At 67.5% G+C, this 15,825-nt stretch carries 21 protein-coding genes and 1 pseudogene; 14 read left to right on the top strand and 8 right to left on the bottom strand.

The window, feature by feature from the left end; all coding sequences use genetic code 11:
* Positions 1-97 precede the first annotated feature (97 nt).
* From RUMESO_RS17150 to RUMESO_RS17135, 5 genes are all read left to right on the top strand, one after another.
* Complete coding sequence (locus RUMESO_RS17150) at positions 98-850, top strand: carbohydrate ABC transporter permease (RefSeq protein ID WP_211262913.1); 753 nt, start codon at positions 98-100, stop codon at positions 848-850.
* Positions 847-972: a hypothetical protein gene (locus RUMESO_RS27945; protein ID WP_281177576.1), complete on the top strand. Its 126-nt coding sequence runs from the start codon at positions 847-849 to the stop codon at positions 970-972. The genes RUMESO_RS17150 and RUMESO_RS27945 overlap by 4 nt, the downstream gene beginning before the upstream one ends.
* Positions 969-1,664, top strand: a complete 696-nt coding sequence (locus RUMESO_RS17145; protein ID WP_211262912.1) for a carbohydrate ABC transporter permease — start codon at positions 969-971, stop codon at positions 1,662-1,664. The genes RUMESO_RS27945 and RUMESO_RS17145 overlap by 4 nt, the downstream gene beginning before the upstream one ends.
* A 133-nt stretch (positions 1,665-1,797) precedes the next feature.
* Positions 1,798-2,745, top strand: a complete 948-nt coding sequence (locus RUMESO_RS27940) for an ABC transporter ATP-binding protein (RefSeq protein WP_342670797.1) — start codon at positions 1,798-1,800, stop codon at positions 2,743-2,745.
* 78 nt (positions 2,746-2,823) lie between these two features.
* Positions 2,824-3,501: a DsbA family oxidoreductase gene (locus RUMESO_RS17135; protein ID WP_211262911.1), complete on the top strand. Its 678-nt coding sequence runs from the start codon at positions 2,824-2,826 to the stop codon at positions 3,499-3,501.
* Positions 3,502-3,536: 35 nt separating this feature from the next.
* On the opposite strand, the gene RUMESO_RS17130 is transcribed toward RUMESO_RS17135, so the two are convergent.
* Entirely contained in the window at positions 3,537-4,274 is a 738-nt protein-coding gene (locus RUMESO_RS17130; RefSeq protein WP_037281820.1) for a type 1 glutamine amidotransferase domain-containing protein, read from the bottom strand.
* A 211-nt stretch (positions 4,275-4,485) separates the two neighbouring features.
* On the opposite strand from RUMESO_RS17130, the gene RUMESO_RS17125 reads away from it, so the two are divergent.
* On the top strand, positions 4,486-5,055 hold the full coding sequence (locus tag RUMESO_RS17125) for a GNAT family N-acetyltransferase (RefSeq protein ID WP_051521429.1): 570 nt from the start codon (positions 4,486-4,488) through the stop codon (positions 5,053-5,055).
* A gap of 54 nt (positions 5,056-5,109) precedes the next feature.
* Here the strand turns inward: RUMESO_RS17125 and RUMESO_RS17120 are convergent, their stop codons facing one another.
* The gene (locus RUMESO_RS17120) at positions 5,110-5,682 is read right to left on the bottom strand and encodes a plasmid pRiA4b ORF-3 family protein (RefSeq protein WP_037281818.1); all 573 of its coding nucleotides are present in this window, start codon (positions 5,680-5,682) and stop codon (positions 5,110-5,112) included.
* A gap of 348 nt (positions 5,683-6,030) precedes the next feature.
* Between RUMESO_RS17120 and RUMESO_RS17115 the strand changes: the two genes are divergently transcribed.
* Positions 6,031-7,149 carry an NADH:flavin oxidoreductase/NADH oxidase gene (locus tag RUMESO_RS17115; RefSeq protein ID WP_037281817.1) on the top strand — a complete coding sequence of 373 codons (1,119 nt, stop codon included), beginning with the start codon at positions 6,031-6,033 and terminating at the stop codon, positions 7,147-7,149.
* 113 nt (positions 7,150-7,262) lie between these two features.
* A complete protein-coding gene (locus RUMESO_RS17110) occupies positions 7,263-7,844 on the top strand; it encodes a hypothetical protein (protein ID WP_037281816.1) in 582 nt (193 codons plus the stop codon).
* Between the two features lie 164 nt (positions 7,845-8,008).
* Here the strand turns inward: RUMESO_RS17110 and RUMESO_RS17105 are convergent, their stop codons facing one another.
* Positions 8,009-8,233: a hypothetical protein gene (locus RUMESO_RS17105; RefSeq protein WP_037281814.1), complete on the bottom strand. Its 225-nt coding sequence runs from the start codon at positions 8,231-8,233 to the stop codon at positions 8,009-8,011.
* Positions 8,234-8,470: 237 nt separating this feature from the next.
* Between RUMESO_RS17105 and RUMESO_RS17100 the strand changes: the two genes are divergently transcribed.
* Both RUMESO_RS17100 and RUMESO_RS17095 read left to right on the top strand, forming a co-directional pair.
* A complete protein-coding gene (locus tag RUMESO_RS17100; protein WP_037281813.1) occupies positions 8,471-9,247 on the top strand; it encodes a hypothetical protein in 777 nt (258 codons plus the stop codon).
* A 267-nt stretch (positions 9,248-9,514) separates the two neighbouring features.
* Positions 9,515-9,802, top strand: coding sequence for an HU family DNA-binding protein (locus RUMESO_RS17095; protein WP_037281812.1), 288 nt, complete (start codon positions 9,515-9,517; stop codon positions 9,800-9,802).
* 132 nt (positions 9,803-9,934) lie between these two features.
* On the opposite strand, the gene RUMESO_RS17090 is transcribed toward RUMESO_RS17095, so the two are convergent.
* The 3 genes from RUMESO_RS17090 to RUMESO_RS27375 form a co-directional block, all read right to left on the bottom strand.
* Positions 9,935-10,264 carry an H-NS histone family protein gene (locus RUMESO_RS17090; RefSeq protein ID WP_037281810.1) on the bottom strand — a complete coding sequence of 110 codons (330 nt, stop codon included), beginning with the start codon at positions 10,262-10,264 and terminating at the stop codon, positions 9,935-9,937.
* Between the two features lie 320 nt (positions 10,265-10,584).
* Positions 10,585-11,061: a YybH family protein gene (locus RUMESO_RS17085; RefSeq protein ID WP_037281809.1), complete on the bottom strand. Its 477-nt coding sequence runs from the start codon at positions 11,059-11,061 to the stop codon at positions 10,585-10,587.
* A gap of 38 nt (positions 11,062-11,099) precedes the next feature.
* Positions 11,100-11,942 (bottom strand): adenylosuccinate synthetase, encoded by an 843-nt coding sequence (locus tag RUMESO_RS27375; protein WP_342670798.1) that lies wholly within the window; start codon positions 11,940-11,942, stop codon positions 11,100-11,102.
* Positions 11,943-12,065: 123 nt separating this feature from the next.
* On the opposite strand from RUMESO_RS27375, the gene RUMESO_RS25305 reads away from it, so the two are divergent.
* Positions 12,066-12,893, top strand: coding sequence for an ADP-ribosylglycohydrolase family protein (locus RUMESO_RS25305; protein WP_245639314.1), 828 nt, complete (start codon positions 12,066-12,068; stop codon positions 12,891-12,893).
* A 222-nt stretch (positions 12,894-13,115) separates the two neighbouring features.
* Here the strand turns inward: RUMESO_RS25305 and RUMESO_RS17070 are convergent, their stop codons facing one another.
* Complete coding sequence (locus RUMESO_RS17070) at positions 13,116-13,505, bottom strand: cation efflux transmembrane domain-containing protein (RefSeq protein ID WP_037281808.1); 390 nt, start codon at positions 13,503-13,505, stop codon at positions 13,116-13,118.
* Positions 13,506-13,610: 105 nt separating this feature from the next.
* On the opposite strand from RUMESO_RS17070, the gene RUMESO_RS17065 reads away from it, so the two are divergent.
* Positions 13,611-14,123, top strand: coding sequence for a DUF4396 domain-containing protein (locus tag RUMESO_RS17065; protein WP_082484179.1), 513 nt, complete (start codon positions 13,611-13,613; stop codon positions 14,121-14,123).
* Positions 14,124-14,822: a hypothetical protein gene (locus RUMESO_RS17060; protein WP_037281807.1), complete on the top strand. Its 699-nt coding sequence runs from the start codon at positions 14,124-14,126 to the stop codon at positions 14,820-14,822. It begins immediately after the preceding gene.
* 51 nt (positions 14,823-14,873) lie between these two features.
* Here RUMESO_RS17060 and RUMESO_RS17055 read toward each other — a convergent pair whose 3' ends face one another.
* Positions 14,874-15,452: an MBL fold metallo-hydrolase gene (locus RUMESO_RS17055; RefSeq protein WP_082484177.1), complete on the bottom strand. Its 579-nt coding sequence runs from the start codon at positions 15,450-15,452 to the stop codon at positions 14,874-14,876.
* A gap of 42 nt (positions 15,453-15,494) precedes the next feature.
* Between RUMESO_RS17055 and RUMESO_RS17050 the strand changes: the two are divergent.
* A pseudogene (locus RUMESO_RS17050) lies at positions 15,495-15,825 on the top strand (transposase); the annotation flags it as partial.

The raw sequence follows: 15,825 nt of genomic DNA, 5'->3' as shown, positions 1-15,825 counted from the left end.
CAAGAGACCCGCATCCTGGCGGCACCGCTGGTGTTGTTTCTTCTGCTGCTTCTGGGGTTTCCCGACGGTCCTGAACCTCATCTACTCTGTGTCGGAGGTGGGCTTCGAGACCCTGCGGGCGCCGCAGCTCGAGGGCTTCGGCAACTTCGCAGACGTCCTGAGGGACGAGGCCTTCTGGGACTCCCTCGGCTTCTCGCTCCGTTTCGGAACCTTGACGGCCGTGCTCGAGGTGGCCCTGGGCCTGTTCCTGGCCGTGTTCCTGGCCCCGATCCTGCAGCGGCATGCCTGGCTGCTCGCCATCCTAACACTGCCCATGATGGTGGCGCCGGCCATGATGGGACTCATGTACCGGCTCGTGCTGCACGAGTTCGTCGGACCCGTGCCGCACTACCTGCTCGCCTGGTTCGGGACGAGTCCGGCCTTCTTGGCGCCGGGCAACGTCTTCTGGACGGTGGTCGTGATCGAGGTCCTGCAATGGACGCCCTTTACGCTTCTCCTCTTCCACCTCGCTTATGGGTCCATCTCCGGCGAGATCCGTGAGGCCGCGCGCATGGATGGTGCGAAGGGCTGGTGGATGTTCCGCCGGGTTGAGTTCCCAATGATGCTGCCGACCTTTGGCGTGGCGCTCGCCATCCGCTTCATTGATGGGGTGCGGGTCTTCGACAACATCTACGTGCTGACGGGGGCAGGGGCGGGCGGCTCGACCATGTCGCTGCCCATCTACATCTACACCTCGTTCTTCCGAGGCGGGAACATCGGCGCGGCGCTGGCCGCCTCGGTGCTGTTTGCGTTGGCGTCGTTCCTCATCCTGGCGCTCGCCTGGCGGTTTGCTCAGAGGAGGCCGGCATGACGGCGCTGCGCTGGGCGGTCCTGATCCTCTTCGCCTTCCTGGTGAATGCGCCGGTGATCGCGACCCTCGCGACCTCCCTCAAGCCGCCGGGCGAGATCATGGGGAATCCGGGCTCTGGGTGAACTCCCCGACAATCGCCAACTATGCCGAGGTGCTGACGGTGAGCGAGCGGCTCAACGTCTATCGCCACCTCTGGAACAGCCTCGCGGCCGCAAGCCTCGGGGCGGTGCTGCCGCTCCTGCTCTGCCTGCCCGCCGCCTATGTCGTCGTGCGACGCGGCTGGGGCCGGCGGTTCTTCTTCCCCCTGGTCGTGAACCTGCGGGCGATCCCGCTGATCATCTTCGCGCTGCCGCTCTACCTGATGTACCAGGGCGTCGGGCTGCTCGACACCAGGCTCGGGCTCGGGCTCATCCTCGCGGTCGTGAACCTGCCGCTGACCATGGCCATCCTAGTCAACGCCGTAGCCGAGATTCCCCTCGAGATCGACGAAGCCGCCGCCATGGATGGGGCACGAGCCGGGCGAGTGCTCTGGCGCATCATCCTGCCGCTCTGCCGCCCGGCGCTGGTCACGGCCTTCATCTTCGGCTTCATCACCGCCTGGAACGAGTTCCTGTTCGGCCTGATGCTGACCACAACGAAGGCCGTGCCGATGACTGTCGGCGCCTCGTTCTTCTTTGCCTCGGGAGGCGCGGGGGTGCAGTGGGGTGTGGCGGCGGCGGTGATCGTGGTCGCGGGCCTGCCACCAGTGGTGCTGGGCCTCCTCATGTACCGTCAGATCGCCCGGGCGATGCTGGCGGGCGCGGTCAAGGGATAGGAAATGGGACGCATATCGCTCCACCACCTCAGCAAGAGCTTTGGCGCGACCGATGTGATCCGCGACGTCTCGCTCGCGTCGTGAAGGAGAGTTCTGCGTCTTTGTCGGGCCCTCGGGCTCCGGGAAGTCCACCTTGCTGCGCCTCATCGCCGGGCTCGAGACCGCAACCGCGGGGCGCATCGAGATCGACGGGCGCGATGTGACACGGTTCGAGCCGGTGGATCGCCGTCTCGCCATGGTGTTCCAGAGCTACGCGCTCTACCCGCACATGACGGTGCGGGGGAACATGGCCTTCGCGCTCGAGACGGCAGGGTCGCCCCGGGCCGAGATCGACCGCCGCGTGCGCGAGGCGGCGCGTGTCCTGAAGCTCGAGGGCCTGCTCGACCGCCGCCCTGCGCAGCTCTCCGGGGGGCAGCGGCAGCGTGTCGCCATCGGGCGGGCCATCGTGCGCGAGCCGGTGGCCTTCCTCTTCGACGAGCCGCTGTCGAACCTCGATGCTGCTCTGCGCATCGAGACACGGCAGGAGATCGCACGATTGCATCAGCAGCTCGGGGCGACGACCATCTATGTCACGCACGACCAGGTTGAGGCTATGACCTTGGCCGACAAGATCGTGGTGCTGAAGGATGGCCGGGTCATGCAGGCGGGCGCTCCGATGGAGCTCTACCTCGAGCCCGCCAACGAGTTCGTCGCAGGGTTCCTGGGCAGCCCATCTATGAACTTCCTCGACGTCGAGGTTCGCGACGTGCGGGACGGGCGGGCCACCGTGGCGAATGCCGGGCTGGCGCCGGTCGAAGTGCGGACGCGTGGGGCGCAGCCAACTCCCGGGTCGCGAGCCCGACTTGGAGTGCGACCTCAGAACCTGACGGTCCTCGAAGACGTAACCTTGCCGCCCGGGGCTGGGCTTCTGCGCGGCACGGTTGAACTCTCCGAGAGGCTAGGATCCGAGACCGTCGTGGATGTCGTGTTGCCGGACCGCAGCCGCATCGTGGCGACGCTTTCACGGGATGCCGTGTTCCTGCCCGGCCAGGACGTCACGCTGACGTTCATCCCGGAGCAGGCCCATCTGTTTGTCCGCTAGACTGCTCTCCTGGCGTTGCACGCTTGCCAACGTCACCGACCGTCTACATGACCGGCCAGCAGCAGAAAGGACGAGCTGGTGAGCCCTCGCACGCCTTCCATCAAGATCGACGTCTGGTCCGACGTGGCCTGCCCCTGGTGCTACCTGGGCAAGAAGCGGCTGGATGTCGCGCTGGACGCCTATGCTCGCACGCCCGAGGCCTGGCCGGTCGAGGTGGCGTACCACAGCTACCAGCTCAACCCCGACCTGCCGGCCGACTATGAGGGCGGCCACTCGGAGTACCTGGCCAGCCGTCTCGGTATGTCTCCGGAGCAGATCCAAGCCTCGAACCAGCGCTTGTCTGAGATGGGTGCTGACGTAGGCGCCGATTACCGCATGGACCGGGTGGTCATCTCCAACACGCTCAAAGCGCACGAGCTGCTGCACGTAGCCAAAGCGCAAGGCCAGCAGGCGGAGATGAAGGAGCGGCTGCTGCGGGCCTACTGGAGCGAAGGGAGGCGCCTCGGCTGCACCGACGAGCTCGTGGACCTTGCGGCCGAGGTCGGGCTCGACGGGCCAGCCGCGCGGGAGGCGCTGGAGACGGGGGCGTATCGCGGGGCGGTGCGGGCCGACCTGGCGCAAGCTGCGCAGTACGGCATCCGTGGCGTGCCGTTCTTTGTGTTGGACGGCAAGTACGGGCTGTCCGGCGCTCAGAAGCCTGAGACCCTGCTCCAGGCGCTCACATCCGTGGCGGGCGAGGCGCGCAGGGCAGGGTAGAAGGCGCGGTTCGCACTCCGGCGCGGGCCCTTGGCCTAGGATGCGCCCCTGACCGCCTCCAGCAGCTGGCTCGCGACCAGGTCCGACGACTGCGGGTTCTGGCCCGTGATCAGGGTGCCGTCGCGGACCGCGAAGGGCTGGAAGTCGGGCCCACGCTCGAAGCGGCCGCCGAGCTCTCGGAGCCGGTCCTCAAGCAGGAAGGGCACGACGGCGGTCAAGCCCGCAGCTTCCTCCTCGGTGTTGGTGAAGCCGCTCACCCGCAGGCCCTCGACGATGGGGCGCCCGTCCTGCCGCGTGGCTCGGACGAGCCCGGCCGGGCCATGGCAGACGGCGGCCACGACCTTGCCCCAGTCGAACAGGGAGCCAACGATGCGGGCCAGGGCCTCGTCGTCGGCCGCGTCCCACATCACCCCGTGACCGCCCGGCAGGAAGATTGCGTCGAAGGCATCGGCATCGACCCGGGCGAGGGCCGGGGTGTCCTGGGCCAGGCTGGTGGCCCGCTCGTCCGCCAGGAAGCGCTGCACCGACGCGGGCACGTCGTCCTGCTGCTCTTCGGGCTCCTCGCCCGGTCCTACGCCGGCCTCAGCCGGGAGGCTGCGCGGGTCCCAGGGGATCGGTCCGCCCTTGATGGAGGCGAGCGTCACGTCGGCGCCGCCGTCGAGCAGCGCGTAGTAGGGCGTGGCGAGCTCCTCAAGCCAGACGCCGGTGCGATGGTCGGTGGAGCCCATCCGGTCATGCGAGCTGGCAACGACGAGTACCTTCGGCGTAGGCATCGCGGATCTCCAGTCTGGCGTGCGCTGCAGCCTGAACGCCAGGCAAGCCGCATGGGTCCAAGCTTGTTTTAGCCTTGCAGCGAGTGCAGGGCACTTCTGCCGCCGGCCCCACTCGTCCACCGGGAGGCTCGCGGGAGCCCCAAACCCGGCTAGGCCGACGGCCGAACTCTGGTAGCATGCCTCCCGACCCGCTCGCCTCCTGGAGATCATCATGGATCTGAGGATCCGGCCCGCCGAGCTCGACGACGCGCCCTTCCTGGTGCCGCTCGTCAACGAGGCCGACGGCGGCATGCCTCTCGCGATCTGGACTTCGCTGGCCCGCCCCGGCGAGAACCCCTGGGACGTGGGGCTCCGGCGCGTGAAGAGCGATGACACGCCCGTCTCCTGGCGCATGGCGTGGATCGCGGAGGACGCCGGCCGGCCGGTGGGCGCCCTCATCGTCCACCAGCTGGCCGAGACCCCGGAGCAGCTTGAGGCCACGATCATGTCGCCCCTCTGGGTGCCCTTCGTGGAGCTCGAGCTCCTGGCCTCGGACTCGGGCTACATCAAGACGCTGACGGTGATCGAGCCCTTGCGGGGCCGGGGCCTGGGCACCCAGCTCCTCCGCTTTGCCGAGCGCTTCCGCGGGCCGGAGGGCATGAGCACGATCGTGGGCAACCATGACGAGGCCTCACGGCGCTTCTTTGAGCGGCACGGCTTTGCCGAGGCGGCCCGCCGGCCCATGGTCAAGGACGGCTGGCAGACACCGGGCACCGAGTGGATCCTGCTCCGGAAGCCTTAACGGGCCCCGGGGAAGCACCGCGGGCAGACCTCGTGCCCGCGCGCGTGGGTGCGCCTAGCGAGGCGTGCGGGGTTGCCACCGCTTGGCAAGCTTGGAGACTTCGTGCTGATGGGTGGCGGTGTCCGGTACTGAGGGATCGTATGGCCCGCCATACCACTCGACCATCTCCTTGTGGTCGCGGTGCCTGGGGTCCGAGAGGGCCTTAACGAAGCGCTGATAACCTGATGGTCCTCCCACATCCTCGGGCGGGCACCGGCCCTTGGCCTCGACGAGCACCGGGGTGAGCTGGCCCGGAGCAGGTCCGCCCACTTGTGTGGCCGTAAGCGCATGTCGCCAGTTGTCGCCAAAGTCATAGGTGTAGACAAGCGGGGCGGCTCCCGCCGCCGCAAGGGCCTCCTGCAGGTTGGCCTTGCTGGCCGAAAGAGCATCGAGCCCGAGGTCCGGGTCGGGCAGGCTCCACCGATGGCGGCCTGCTGAGAAGCTGTAGAGGTGTGCGTTCTCCCAGCCCATTGCGGCCTGAAGGATGAGATGCAACCGGTCCAGGCGAAGATCCGAGGGCACCTCTAGCGTCCGGGAGACCCGAGGCCGGACCTCCTCCAGAACGACCTTGAGGCGGAGAATGGTCATGGCTCTCAATTATAAACCTGCTTCGCCAGGATCACACCCCGAACCCCACCCCTCGGCTTCTCGATGTCACCTTCCTACCGGGGGACCAGATGGACATGCCGGTGAAAGACGGCCTGCCTAGCCATCTCGCCTGCATTGAAGCCTGACCGTGCCCGCTCCCGCTACTCGTCAGACTCCATCTACAGCTCCGACGAGGAGGCTGCAGAGGACCTGCCCGACGCTATGTGAGATGCCTCTCCCGCGACCCGGCAGCAAGCGCCCTTTGGGGCGGCCGTTGCCGCTTCAGGGCGTCACCTCGGGAACGATCGCGGGCATCCGCCGTTGCGTCCCGGACGTAGGAGAGCCCCCATGACACCCCGCCTGTTCACCCCCTTCGACGCAGGCCGCCTCAGGCTCGCCAATCGCATCGTCATTGCGCCGATGTGCCAGTATTCGGCCGTCGATGGCTGCATGAGCGACTGGCACGTCATCCATCTCGGCCATCTCGCCCTGTCCGGCGCCGCCCTCCTGACGATCGAGGCGACCGCCGTGGTGCCGGAGGGGCGGATCACCTATGGCGATGTCGGCCTTTGGTCCGATGAGACCGAGGCCGCGATGGCACGCACGCTGGAGGCCGTGCGCCGCTGGTCCGACATGCCCATCGCCATCCAGCTGGCCCATGCGGGCCGCAAGGCGTCCACTGACCTGCCGTGGAAGGGCGGACGGCAGATCGCGCCCGAGCATGAGCATGGCTGGCAGACCGTGGCACCCAGCGCGGTGGCCTTCGAGGCCGGCGAGAACGCGCCGGTTGCGCTCGACAGAGAAGGGATCGAGCGGGTCCGGTCAGGCTTTGCCGAGGCCGCCCGGCGAGCGGCGCGCCTGGGCCTTGACGCGGTGCAGGTCCACGCGGCGCATGGCTACCTGCTTCACCAGTTCCGGTCACCGCTCTCCAACCGGCGCGAGGACGAGTATGGCGGCAGCCTCGAGAACCGGATGCGGCTGACGCTGGAGGTGTTCGACGCCGTGCGGGACGCCTTCCCGGCCGACCGGCCCGTGACGGTGCGGGTGTCAGGGACGGACTGGGTCGAGGGTGGCTGGGACATCGAGCAGACCATCGCGCTCGCCAGAGCTCTAGAGGCCCGAGGATGCGATGCGATCCATGTCTCCAGCGGCGGGCTCGACCCGCGCCAGCAGATCCCCGTCGGGCCGAGCTACCAGGTGCCGCTCGCCCGCGCGGTGAAGCAGGTGACGGGCCTGCCCGTGATCGCGGTCGGGATGATCACCGACTTTGAGCAGGCAGAAGCCATCATCGGCACCGAAGACGCCGATTTCGTCGCCCTGGCCCGCACGATCCTCTATGATCCCCGCTGGCCCTGGCATGCGGCGGCGCATTTGGGCGGTCGAGTGCAGGCGCCCAACCAGTACCTGCGCTCGCAGCCGCGGCAATACCGCTCGCTCTTCGATATGAACGGGAGCGCCGAGACCTGACCCTTCGACCTGCCGCAAGGTGGCGCAGTCAGGAATACCTTCCTTGAGAGCAGGGGGCCGCATCCCGCATCATGCGACCATTCAAAGACCTTTTTGGACGACGATCATTTCAGATGACCACGGCGACATTCATCGCTCTTGAGGGCGCGGGGCGCAGGCTCCGCGCCCGCAACCTTCTCCTGACAGTGCTCCTCGGCCTCGGGCCGTCCCTCGCCGCAGCCCAGGAGGACGCCTATCTGAGCTGCCCCGAGGAGGTGGCCTGCTACACCTCGGACGGCTGCCATCGTGATCGGGCCGGCGCCCTCTTTTTCACCATCTACGACGGCGGCCAGCGCGTCGTGGTCGTGGGCCTGGGCGATCAGCCCCTAGCCCTGGGCGCGACCGAGACGAACGTCTACCAGGTCGAGATGGACGAGGGGGTCTGGTTCATCCTGCTCGCGGACGACTGGTCCCGCTTCTACATGGTCCAGGCTTTCCCCCAGTTGCAGGACGCCGCCGCGATCACCGGCCCCTGCGAGCGCCGGCCCTATCAGGGACGACTCCCAAGGGACCCATCCGCGAGTGGTGTCTCTTGCCTGTCCTCTTGGTCTGGGGGCTTGCGTGCTCATGCAAGGTTCCGGGTGGCTTCGAGGCGGTGGACCGCAGGCATCCCTCGCTCGGCGCGCTCGAGCAGGTCGGAGGCTGTCGACTGGTAAGACCGGAAGACTTGGTAGGCCTGCTCCCTTTCCTGCCGCGCCTCGGCGGACTGGTTGCGCTGCCCATACGTGTGGTGGACCGCCCAAAGCAGAGTGTTGAGCCGATCCGCATGAGCACGGATGAGGTAAGTGTAGGTGGGCATGAAGGCACGGCTTGCAGGAGGTCAGCTGGAACCGCGCCGCTGCCCAAGGGCCGCGATGGCGTCCGCGACCTTCTCCGCCGCGTCCGCCCAGGTGCGCCGCAACTCGCTGTGGTGGCTGGAGTGGTTGCCATCCGCCTCGTCTCGCCAAGCCTTGGCTAGGCGCCGCGCTTCCTCTGCAGCCTCCTCCAGCGCTTGGGCGCGCACCTCGTTATCTGCTGCGTTCGACGTCCCTCTCCCGCCCGCCATGGACTTTATCCCTCCTCTGCGCGTTCACCGTTGATATTAGCCCGACGATGCTCCCGGCTCCTGCCAGTCTGAGATCAGCATCGCTCCTCCAAGCATAGCGGAAGGTCTCGATCAGCGCCTGCTTGTCCTGTCGTGCTGCGTGCGGTTCATCTCGGTCGAGCGTCATCTGGAGCGCCCGGAGCACCGAGTCGTGCTAGCCTCGCGGGAGTGACACCGGGAGCCCGATGGAGTGTAGAAATGCTTAAACGGTGTATCGCTACGATCCTCGGTCTGACGGGCCTCGCTTCGGGGGCCGCCGCTCAGGATGTCCGGGCCGTGGTCCTCGACGCGCTGCGCCGTCACGACTGCGCTCTGACGGTGAGCCAGGCGGAGGCGATCTTCCCGGCGCTCGGCCTTGGGACGGATCAGGTCGCGCCCATCGCTCAGGCCATGGTCGACGCCGGGGAGGCGGTTCTGACTGAAGATGGGGTGCTGACACTCTCGCCCGCCTTCTGCGCTGCGACATCAGCCGATGGACAGATCGAGCCGGATGTTCCCGCCTGGATCGAGTTCGAGCTGGGCCGAGCCGAGGGCTGCCGTCTCTCTCTGGCCGAGTTGGCCCGCAACGCCGAGGCTCAGGGGATCTCCGCGGACCGCTTTGATGCGGCGCTCCTCGACCTGGCATCCCGCGGGCGGCTCGTTCCGGAGGGCTCCGACGTGGTCCATCGGGATTGCGCGCCAACCACTGGGGGCTCAATGGCTCGGGTCGAGGCTTTTGGGATGCCCGGCTATCGGGCCGTGGTGGCGCTGCACCTCACCGGCCGAAGGTGCCGACTGGCTCCTGCGGATCGCGCGACAGCGGTTCAGGAGATGGTGAGTGAAGTCGCGGCCCAGCTCGACCTGGGCGAGAGCGCCCCGCCCGAAGCTCTCGGCGAGATCCAGGCGCGGATCGAAGAGGTCCTCGAGAACCCCGGAGCCGCCTATGACCTGGACAGTCCAACAGGGGATCTGGTGCTGAAGTACTGCTCGCCCTGACTGTAATAGGCGGACCTTGGGGGCGTATAACAATGCGCGGCATGCCTCGAAGCGCTGGCGGTAGATGGCGGAAACGCACACTGCTGCCTCCAAGGGTCGGAACTCTGGGGTGGGTGCGCCCAGGAGCGGCCAGTGATCTTGGCGCCGAGAAACGCAGCGCCTGATCGCAACCCCGGAAAAACAAAGGTTCTTCTGGACAATCACGACCATCTGCGATGCAGCTTGGGGCTCCCACGGCCCAAGGGCCGTACGAACCAGGAGACACCTATGGCCAACCCGATGACCAAAGCGCAGCTCGTGGCGGCGCTTGCCGAGCGCACCGGCGGGGACAAGAAGCAGGCCGGGGCCGCGCTCGAGGCGCTCACCGGCATTATCACCGAGACGGTGTCGCAGGGCGGCGCTGTAACCCTGCCGGGCATCGGCAAGTTCTTCTGCCGCGAGCGCCCCGCCCGGGTGGCCCGCAACCCCGCCACGGGCGAGCCGATCCAGAAGCCCGCCGACAAGGTGGTCAAGATCACCGTCGCCAAGGCGCTCAAGGACAGCCTCAATACGTGAGGCCTGTTAGGCTCAGAAGCTCTTCTCGCTTTTCAGCACAGTGAGCGAGGAGAGCGGCCTGCACTTGAGGCACAAGCGGAGTATCGGAGCCCACTGGTTCAGCCCCGTTGATAAGGAGCTTGCGCTGTGGCGTCAGCCCACCCGCAACTCCTCCAACGAGCGTCCCGCCGCCTCGGCCTCGTGGATCCAGCGCGGACGACGGCCCCGGCCCGACCAGGTCTGCTCGAGATTGTCGGGGTTGCGGTATTGTGCCGCCCCACTGCTCTTGGCGTGCCGCATGCCGCGTCCACCCTTGGGGGCCATGTCGGCAATCTCGGCCAAGGTGAAGCCGTGCTGGCGAACGGCGTCCTCAGCCGCCTTGAGGGCATTGCGCCGGTCGCGCTCGCCCGCCGTGGAGATCGCCTTGTCGAGGCTGGCGCGCAGCTTCATGAGCTCGTCGCGCGACATAGACTCGAGATCCATCTTCGTCCTCCTGTCGTCCCCAGTGAGGCGTAGGCGTGGGAATTGCGCGTCAGCCACTCCGAGCTCTCAGCCATGGGTAGCTTTGGGCAGAGCATTTTCAACCGCACTTAAGGGCTCTGGTCAATTTCGATTCGACCGTGAGCGAAATTCTGCGCCGGAGTCTAAAAGCGATTCAGCGGCCGAGTCAGGAGCTCTTCAGCGAAGATTAGGCAATACGGAGGAATGGAAGGACACCTGTCGCCCTAGACCTCAACGCGTGCAGTTTGACCGCTGAGGTCGTTGGAGCGGTCGGCTCAGATCGGAACTCGGCGCACCTGCCCTTACGCCGGAACGTCGGGCGCTTGGCGCACCGGGAAGGTGGTGAGGCTGACGATCTCGAGCCCGGCCTCGCTTTCGCGGAACACCACGACGTATTCGCCCTCCAGGTCCATGTCGCCGGCCTCGCCCGCGACGGTCACCGTGTAGGTGCCGAGGTCGAGGCCCAGGCCCTCCCCGATCATCTTCGTCTGGGAGGAGCGGATGTCGAGCCCCGTGGCCCCGCTCTCCCCGTAGGCAGCCTGGATCGCCTCCCGGCCCTCCACCACGCCACCGGTCTCGGGCAGGTAGGTCGCGTCCTCGGCGAACATGGAGCCGAGCGTGGCCCAGTCCCCAGCGGCGACGGCCGCCTCAAAGCGCTGTTCGAAGTCGTCTACATGGGCCTGAAGGTCCTCGTCATGAGCCATGGCCATGCCGCCGCCGAGCAGCGAAGCTGTCGAAACGGCCAGAGCGATGAGGCCGATGCGCGTTCGTGTCCTCATGATGTCCTCCCGTGCTTCTGGCGTCCTCACGCCGAAACTCAGGCGGGGACGCCAGGCTCAGGCCAACAGTGTACCATATCTTGCCGGTGCCGACACGGATCCGCTGGGGCAGAGCGACGGCCGCCAACTGGCAGCGGGAGCGCTTTGTCGATGCAGATGGTCGTAGCCCGCCGGGCTGGAACCTCGATCGTGACTCGTGTGGGCCCGTAGGAGAGAAGACCCAGGGGCAGGCCTGTGGCCGCCGAGAGCCGCAGGGGCAGCACCTCGGGCGCCAAGTGCTCTACTGCGCCCCCTTGCACGACTTCAGCGTGGCTGCGGATCTGGTCAAGGCAGGTGACGCCCAGCCCCGGGCTGACGCGGACGCCCGTGGCTTCGGCAAGCGCCAGGTCGCGCGCGATCGTGGCGTGGAGGAGATCCAGATCGAGCGGCGCCTGCCGGATCACCCCCTGCCAGGGGTTGGCGGCGTTGGTGAGGTCGACGATCTCCGCCCAGCCGATCCGGCCTGCGCCCGTCGCATCGGGCGTCTCGTGGGGCAGGGGGCCCGCGCCGTGGCGCGTGGCGTAGGCGCGGGTCACGTAGAGGGCGTCGATCACCGTGAACCCGGCCTCGGCGGCGATGGCGAGCATGTTCTTGAGGCCCGTGTTGGAACGCGTGCAGTGGGGCATCACCCCGTAGTCCATGTCGAGCTGCAGGCCCTGGGCGCCTTCGAAGAGGACCGCGCCAGCCGTCCCGAGGTCGGCGTCCTCCCGCAGCGCCACGGCCGTCGTGAAGCGGAGACAATCCAGCCGGAAGCGCTCGAGGAGGTCCAGGCGCCCGGTGAGCACGTCCCGGAGCGGCGAGGCCTCGGGGTCGAGGCCCAGGACGGCCAGGCGGCGGGGCATCCAGCCGTCGCGGATGGCCGCGAGCTTCCCCTCGAGGTCCGGGGCCCAGAGGTCGGCCGCGACCAGGCGGGGCCCAGTCTCCTGCCGCTCGATGGTCTCGCCAAAGCCCAGGCCGGTGGAGCCGTGACGCCATGCAAGGGCAAGGGCAAGGGCATTGGTCCCGCGGTCTCGGTCGTTCACCACGCGCTGCTGCGCTGGTACGTCACACAAGGTGGTCGCCCCGCGCAGGAAGTGGATGATGCCGGGCTCGTCGCAGACCCCCGCCTGCACCAGCGCCGCGCGCCGGGCATGACCTGCATGTCCGCGCTGGGCGCGGCCGAGAAGTTCGGTGACGTCGCTCACAACGGCTCCAAGGGCTGCGGCACGATCATGCGGGTGGCCCCTGTGGCCTTCATGGGCGCGGAACCACTCCAGATTGAGGTGCTTGGGATGGAGACCTCGGCGCTCACGCACGGGCACCGAACCGGTCAGGAGGCCGCGGCGGCTTGGGCCATCATCCTGGCGGAGGTCCTGCGTGGCACCCCGGTCGAGGCGACTGCACACAACGTCGCGGGGCGCTTCGGCTCTGAGACGAGGGAGGCAATCCGGTCCGCGCTCACCGCCCCCCGCGACGGTCGACCAGAGACGGTCGAGAGCCTGGGTGGCGGCTGGACTGCGGAGGAGGCGCTGGCCATTGCTCTTTATGCTGTGCTGGCGAGCACCTCCTTCGAGGAGGGTTTTCGGATCGCCGTCACGCACGGGGGTGACAGCGACAGCACCGGTGCGATTGCAGGGAACCTTCTGGGCCTCATCTACGCCCAGGAGGTCATGGCGCACCCGTGGCGGCGCGAGATCGAGTGCGCCGACGTGATCGACCGCCTGGCCCGTGACATGGACGCCTGCCTCCGCCATCCTGACGCTTGCGACGGCAAGGCGCCCGGCGCCCTCAAGGACCGGTACCCGAGCTGGTGACCAGATCTGGCAACAGGGCTCCCCGCTGTCCAGACCATCCTCGAGCCGACGCCGCCTGCCGGACATCCAAGTCGATATCCAACGCCCCGAGGCGACTCTGGCCGCACTAGGAGGTGAGGCGCCCATCGCCTTCCTCGGCGACGTCATCGACGCGGGTCATGCGACAAAGGTGTCGGATGACGCGGCCGTGCTCACCCGCGTACGGCAGCTGGTGCGGGACCGTCAGCAACAGGACGTAGAGCGCCTGGTGAACGCCATCGGCCAAACGAAGCTGCCAGCCGACGACACCGGCCGAGAGCGTCGCAGGCGGCGGGCTGATTCGATGCCAAAGATGAAGCGAGGGTTGCGGGTGTGGCGCTTGGCGAAGGCATAGGCCACCACCAAGCCCAGGGCACCTGCATGCGAGGCCATTTGGAAGCCGTCGGCCAAGAGCGCCATCGAGCCGGTCCGGTAACCTGCGACGATCTTGCCCACCATCAGGAGCGAGGGTAGCCCGAAGACGGCGAGCGTTCGGCGGGCGTTCGCGTTGTGGTCGTGGCCCAGGATAACGTACTCATGGGAGAGGGCTGCCGGAGCACAAGCGCGGTCGTGATATGCATGATCGTGGGGCATAGAGGTCCTCACTTCGCGTAGCGTCGAATGACGGCGTGGGAAACCTCTTGACCCTCCCATCATGGGAAGGTCCAGCCTCCGAGTCGTTGAACTTGGGAGGATCCCATGAGCCACCTCGACCACCATGCCGATCATTCGGCTCACCCTCACCTTGCGGCAGCGTCCGAGGTCTCTCCGTCTCTCAGCCGCGTGGCCTTCAGTGCCACCGTCCACTGCCTTACGGGCTGCGCCATCGGCGAGGTGCTGGGCATGGTGCTCGGCACGGCGCTAGGCTGGAGCAACGGCGCGACCATCGTGCTCTCGGTCATCCTCGCCTTCCTGTTCGGCTATGGCCTCACGATGCTGCCGCTCCTACGGTCCGGGCTGGCCTTTGGGACGGCCGTGAGCCTAGCGCTCGTGTCCGACACCGCCTCCATCGCGCTCATGGAGGTGGTGGACAACGCCATTATGCTCCTGATCCCCGGCGCCATGCACGCGGGCCTGGGCACCGCCCTGTTCTGGGGCAGCCTTCTGGCGAGCCTCCTGATCGCAGGCGCGGCCACCTTCCCGCTGAACCGCTGGCTCATTTTGCGCGGGCGCGGGCACGCCCTCGTACATGCCCATCACGGGGGACACTAGATGCCAGCTCCGAACACCACGCGCTGGATCGGCACCGGCCTCCTTGGGCTGCCGCTCTACGGGGCTCTGACCTTGTGGTCGAGCCTGGACCCCCAGCCCGACCCGGACACGCACTACGAGGAGTGGGCGCGCTTCGTGACCACGGACCAGTATGTCCTAGGCCATGTGTTCGGCACCGGCCTGGGGCTCCTCCTGGCGATCTTCGGAGTCTTTGCCTTAGGCGTCTGGCTCAGCACCAGCCGCTCGGGGCGGCTGGGCCTCGTGGCCATGGCTCTTACGGTCTTCGGCACGGGCATCTTCCTGCTGCTGACGGGGGTCTCCGCTTTCACAGCGCCATGGGAGGGACGGGCTTATCTCGCTGGCGTCAAGGGACTCTCAGACCTGCCATCGAGCTTCGCCGACCGGCTCTTTGGTGCCCTGTTCCTGGCGGGCATCGGGCTCCCGTTCCTCGGGCATGTGCTCCTGGGTGTCGCGGTCTGGCGTTCGGGGGTGCTGCCAAGATGGAGCGGCGGGCTCTGGGTGGCGGCCCAGGTCTGCATGTATGTCTTGGGCCTAGCCTACGCAGTCGCGACTGGCGTCCAGAGTACTCCGCCCACCGTGCCGGTCGGGGCTCTCCTCGCGGTCTTGGGAGGCGGCTGGATGGCCTGGAGCGTGCTTCGACCAACTAACGTTGTGCCGGCCTTTGACGGGGGACGCTGAGCCCTCTCCGCTTCCTCGCACTCGTGACGTCGCGGCTCAGGAGCCGCCCTACTATTCGCCCCTACGCCAGCTGGGGGCTCTTACCTCGAACCGGAGCGTCGCGCTGTCGCGGACGACGTCGCCGGCCGTGGGGGCGGCAAAGCGGGTGCCGATGACGAGGATCGGCTGATCCGCCCATTCGGCGAAGAGGCGCGAGCGGGTGAGCTGGGCAGCCTCGGGGTCGTGGTCGCCGAGCACCAAGTCTGAAAGTGCGATCTGGCAGGGGTGGTGGGCGATATTGCCGGTGATCACCGCCCGCTGGCCCTCTGACTCGATCATGACGCTGACGTGGCCCGGGGTGTGACCGACGGACGGCACAAGGCCGATCTCCGGCGAGAGCACGTGATTCATCTCCACCAGCTCGACGAGACCCGCCTCAACGATCGGTCGGATGCTGTCGCCGAGCATCGTCTGCTGCTCGGCGTCGTCTAGGGCGGTCATGAACTCGTACTCGCTCCGGCCGATGAGGTAGCGGGCTTTTGGGAAGGTCGGCACCCAGCGGCCGTTCTCGAGCATGGTGTTCCAGCCGACATGGTCCACATGAAGGTGAGCTGGCTCGGGAAATCTGAACACGGGCGTTGAGTGGATCATCCGCGCGATATCGGCATGATGCCGAGGAGCGAGGAGATCACGATGACCAGACGACCGCGCCGCAACCACAGCCCGGCCTTCAAGGCCAAGGTGGCCCTGGCGGCCATCAAGGGCGAGAGGACGCTGGCCGAGTTGGCCCAGCAGTTCGATGTTCACCCCAACCAGATCACGCAGTGGCGCTTTCAGCTCCTTGAGGGGGCGTCTGGCGTGTTTGGCGCTGACGCGAAGGCCGAGCCGGCTCCGGCTGTGGATGTGAAGACGCTGCATGCCAAGATCGGGGAGCTGACGCTCGAGAACGATTTTTTGGCCGGCGCGCTCGGCAAAGCGGGTCTGTTGCCGAGCGCAAAGCGATGATCGACCGCGACCATGAGCT

Source organism: Rubellimicrobium mesophilum DSM 19309 (genome assembly GCF_000600335.2).
In the GTDB taxonomy this organism is placed as follows: domain Bacteria; phylum Pseudomonadota; class Alphaproteobacteria; order Rhodobacterales; family Rhodobacteraceae; genus Rubellimicrobium; species Rubellimicrobium mesophilum.
The sequence above is the reverse complement of the archived record's forward strand: the minus strand, read 5'-3'. Positions and strand labels throughout refer to the sequence as shown.

Coding starts and splice junctions, on each gene's coding strand:
- RUMESO_RS27945 (WP_281177576.1), top strand. CDS start 847: ATGACGGCGCTGCGCTGGGCGGTCCTGATCCTCTTCGCCTTCCTGGTG.
- RUMESO_RS17130 (WP_037281820.1), bottom strand. CDS start 4,274: ATGCCTACGCCGAAGGTACTCGTCGTTGCCAGCTCGCATGACCGGATG.
- RUMESO_RS17125 (WP_051521429.1), top strand. CDS start 4,486: ATGGATCTGAGGATCCGGCCCGCCGAGCTCGACGACGCGCCCTTCCTG.
- RUMESO_RS17120 (WP_037281818.1), bottom strand. CDS start 5,682: ATGACCATTCTCCGCCTCAAGGTCGTTCTGGAGGAGGTCCGGCCTCGG.
- RUMESO_RS17115 (WP_037281817.1), top strand. CDS start 6,031: ATGACACCCCGCCTGTTCACCCCCTTCGACGCAGGCCGCCTCAGGCTC.
- RUMESO_RS17110 (WP_037281816.1), top strand. CDS start 7,263: ATGACCACGGCGACATTCATCGCTCTTGAGGGCGCGGGGCGCAGGCTC.
- RUMESO_RS17105 (WP_037281814.1), bottom strand. CDS start 8,233: ATGGCGGGCGGGAGAGGGACGTCGAACGCAGCAGATAACGAGGTGCGC.
- RUMESO_RS17100 (WP_037281813.1), top strand. CDS start 8,471: ATGCTTAAACGGTGTATCGCTACGATCCTCGGTCTGACGGGCCTCGCT.
- RUMESO_RS17095 (WP_037281812.1), top strand. CDS start 9,515: ATGGCCAACCCGATGACCAAAGCGCAGCTCGTGGCGGCGCTTGCCGAG.
- RUMESO_RS17090 (WP_037281810.1), bottom strand. CDS start 10,264: ATGGATCTCGAGTCTATGTCGCGCGACGAGCTCATGAAGCTGCGCGCC.
- RUMESO_RS17085 (WP_037281809.1), bottom strand. CDS start 11,061: ATGAGGACACGAACGCGCATCGGCCTCATCGCTCTGGCCGTTTCGACA.
- RUMESO_RS27375 (WP_342670798.1), bottom strand. CDS start 11,942: ATGCCCCGCCGCCTGGCCGTCCTGGGCCTCGACCCCGAGGCCTCGCCG.
- RUMESO_RS17070 (WP_037281808.1), bottom strand. CDS start 13,505: ATGCCCCACGATCATGCATATCACGACCGCGCTTGTGCTCCGGCAGCC.
- RUMESO_RS17065 (WP_082484179.1), top strand. CDS start 13,611: ATGAGCCACCTCGACCACCATGCCGATCATTCGGCTCACCCTCACCTT.
- RUMESO_RS17060 (WP_037281807.1), top strand. CDS start 14,124: ATGCCAGCTCCGAACACCACGCGCTGGATCGGCACCGGCCTCCTTGGG.
- RUMESO_RS17055 (WP_082484177.1), bottom strand. CDS start 15,452: ATGATCCACTCAACGCCCGTGTTCAGATTTCCCGAGCCAGCTCACCTT.